The 3,030-nt window shown below is 63.7% G+C and carries 3 protein-coding genes; all 3 read left to right on the plus strand.

The window, feature by feature from the left end; translation table 11 throughout:
• Nucleotides 1-65: 65 nt before the first annotated feature.
• Entirely contained in the window at nucleotides 66-1,040 is a 975-nt protein-coding gene (locus VEY12_08855) for an ABC transporter permease (protein ID HYM40234.1), read from the plus strand.
• Nucleotides 1,041-1,076: 36 nt separating this feature from the next.
• Nucleotides 1,077-2,747 (plus strand): ABC transporter ATP-binding protein, encoded by a 1,671-nt coding sequence (locus VEY12_08860; GenBank protein HYM40235.1) that lies wholly within the window; start codon nucleotides 1,077-1,079, stop codon nucleotides 2,745-2,747.
• On the plus strand, nucleotides 2,744-3,030 hold a 287-nt coding region (locus VEY12_08865), incomplete at its 3' end, for an ATP-binding cassette domain-containing protein (protein ID HYM40236.1). The genes VEY12_08860 and VEY12_08865, both read left to right, overlap by 4 nt.

Below are 3,030 nucleotides of genomic sequence, written 5' to 3' on the forward strand. Positions count from 1 at the left end.
GCGAACCTGGTCATCGACATCCTATACGCCGCCGTCGACCCCCAGGTTCGCCTCGGAGGCAGTTGATGTCCGCCGAATCGGAAGCGGGCCGATCCGTCGTCCGTGCGTGGCGCCAGTTCCTCGAAGAGCACGCGTCGCGGATCTCGGAGCTCCGGTACTCCCTCTTCCTGTTCCGTAAGAACGTGCTCGCCGTCCTCGGGCTGGTCCTGATCATCGTGGTCATCGCCCTCGCGTTCTTGGCTCCGTACCTGTCGCTCCAGCAGCCCCAGTATGCGAACATCGGCGGAGACCTCCAACAGCGCTGGACCACGCATGACTCCTGCTTCCAGGCTCCGTTCGATTGCCAGATCTTCCTTGCTCCATCCTTGCAGCACCCCTTCGGGACGGACAACTTCGGCGTCGACTGGTACAGTAAAGTGCTCTACGGCGCCGGCATCTCCCTGGAGGTCGGAATCCTGGTCGTCGTCCCGGTCGCCATCATCGGTTCCCTCCTCGGTCTCTTGGCCGGATACAAGGGAGGCATCGTCGAGGAGGTGATCATGCGGGTGACGGACATCTTCCTCTCGATTCCGAGCCTCATTCTGGCCATCGCCATCACGGCGGTCCTCGGCCGCAGTCTTGTCCACGTGATGTATGCTCTGATCATCACCTGGTGGCCGTGGTACACCCGGTTGGTCCGGGGACAGGTCCTCTCCGTCAAAGAACGCCAGTTCATCGAGTCCGCCCGGAGCGTGGGGGCGAGCCCAGGCCGGCTCATGCTGCGCCACATCCTGCCCAATTCGATCTCCCCCGTCGTCGTGCAGGCGTCGATGGATTTCGGGTACGTCATCCTTACCGCAGCGGGCCTGGGATTCCTGGGCCTTGGGGCTCCTCCCGGCACGGCGGAGTGGGGCGTCATGATTTCCGAAGGGATCACCTACCTCTTCAGCGCCCCCTGGATGTCGATCTTCCCCGGACTTGCAATCATGCTGACGGTCCTGGGGTTCAACCTGTTGGGGGACGGCCTCCGAGACATCCTGGATCCGCGCCTGCGGAGGTGAGGCACGCCCGCACCCACAGTGTTGCGTGTCGAGGGCTTGAAGACATACTTCCACACCTACGAGGGCACCGTCCGCGCCTTGGAGGGAATCGACCTCGTGATCCGATCCGGTGAGACGGTAGGTCTCGTCGGGGAGACCGGGTGCGGAAAGTCGGTCACCGCATTGTCCATCCTCCGCCTGATTCCAAGCCCGCCGGGGACGATTGAGGCGGGACGTGTCTTCCTGGAGGAGCCGGAGGACGTCCACCGATTCCGGGAGGAGTACGATGGGCTCGCTCGACAACGCATGACAAAGAACCCGGGCGCGGGAGCCATTTCAAGCGCGGTCATCCGGGAGAACCTTCAGCCAGAGATCGACGCGCTTCGGGCGAAACTTAGCGCGGCGCCGTCCGAGCCCGAGAAGAGACTCCTGGAAGCTCGGCTCCGCGGGGCGACCTCGGATTTCGACATACTCCAGAAACCAGTCGAAGACCTCCGGTCGATCCGCGGGAACAAGATCTCCATGATTTTCCAGGAGCCGATGACCGCGATGAACCCCGTCTTCACGATTGGGGACCAGATTGCAGAGACCTTGGTGCTGCACCGAAAGGAGGAACTGTGTCGCAACGTCCTCGCATCCCTTGACCTCCAGCTGAATGCGCGATCGAAGAAGATCCGGGGGAAGCGCCTGAGAGTCGGCGACGTGAGGCAGGACCTTGATGAAGAGCTCGTGCGAATCGCCCACGAGGAGCAGGCGGGTCGCGCCAAGCCCTCAGGTCTCCCACAGTCCCGCGAGCAACACGGAAGCGTGGTCGAGATCGAACGGCGGGAGCGAGAGCTGGCCGAACAGCGGAGACGACTCGAGGGCTTCAAGGAGGACGACACGGTGTGCAGCGCGTGCTGGTCTCTGGCGCCCAACCTCTGGGATTGGTGCCCGTCCTGCGGCGCCCGCCTCACGTTCGACTGGCTCGCGCCGTTACGCGGTCGGGTGATGGCCGTTGAGAAGAGACTCTACCAACGCATGGTCACGAACAGCAAGGACCAGCTTGTCGATTTCGTCAACTCCTGGCGAATCCTGCGCCGTTTGGTCCGGACGCGCCTCCACGACGAAGGGGTCCGGTGGGCGGTGCGGATGCTCGACGAGGTAAAGATCCCCGAGCCCGTGCGCATCGCGGGGCAGTACCCCTTTGAACTCTCCGGCGGCATGCGCCAGCGATCCATGATCGCCATGATGTTGGCTTGCAACCCCATCCTCCTCATCGCGGACGAGCCCACAACCGCGCTGGACGTGACCGTCGAGGCTCAGATCCTGAAGCTCATGAAGGAACTGCAGGCCAAGACGAACATGGCCGTCCTCCTGATCACCCACGACCTTGGGATCGTGGCCGAGGTCTGCGACAAGGTGGGGGTCATGTACGCTGGCAGCATTGCGGAGTTCGGGACAACCGAGCAAGTGTTCCACCGGATGATGCACCCGTACACGAACGGCCTGATGCAGTCAATCCCCCGTTTCAAGGGGACGGACTCCCAGGCTCGAAAGCGCGACCTGTACATCATCCACGGCACCGTGCCAAACCTACTCCACCCGCCTTCGGGCTGCCGCTTCCACCCGCGCTGCTCGCGGGCCACCGAGGTGTGCGCGGAGAAGAATCCGCCCCTCGAGGAACTCGAGCCGGGCCACCTGGTCGCCTGTCATAATCCGATCCGCACCGAAGAGGGATTGCCATGACCGACCCGGCTCCCGAAAAGCCATTGAGATCCCACGACGCGCTCCTGGAGGCGGATCAGGTCAAGATGCACTTCCCGCTCCGCGGCGGTCTCCTGCGGACCGTGAAGGGACACGTCCTGGCGGTCGATGGCGTATCCCTCCAGGTCCGGCGGGGCGAGACCCTCGCGGTGGTGGGCGAATCGGGATGCGGGAAGAGCACACTCGCCCGCCTGCTCCTGCGACTCTTGGAACCGTCCGCCGGGAAGGTCTATTTCATGGGGCACGATCTGACCGCCGAGAGCCT

This window comes from Thermoplasmata archaeon (genome assembly GCA_035632695.1).
In the GTDB taxonomy this organism is placed as follows: domain Archaea; phylum Thermoplasmatota; class Thermoplasmata; order RBG-16-68-12; family RBG-16-68-12; genus RBG-16-68-12.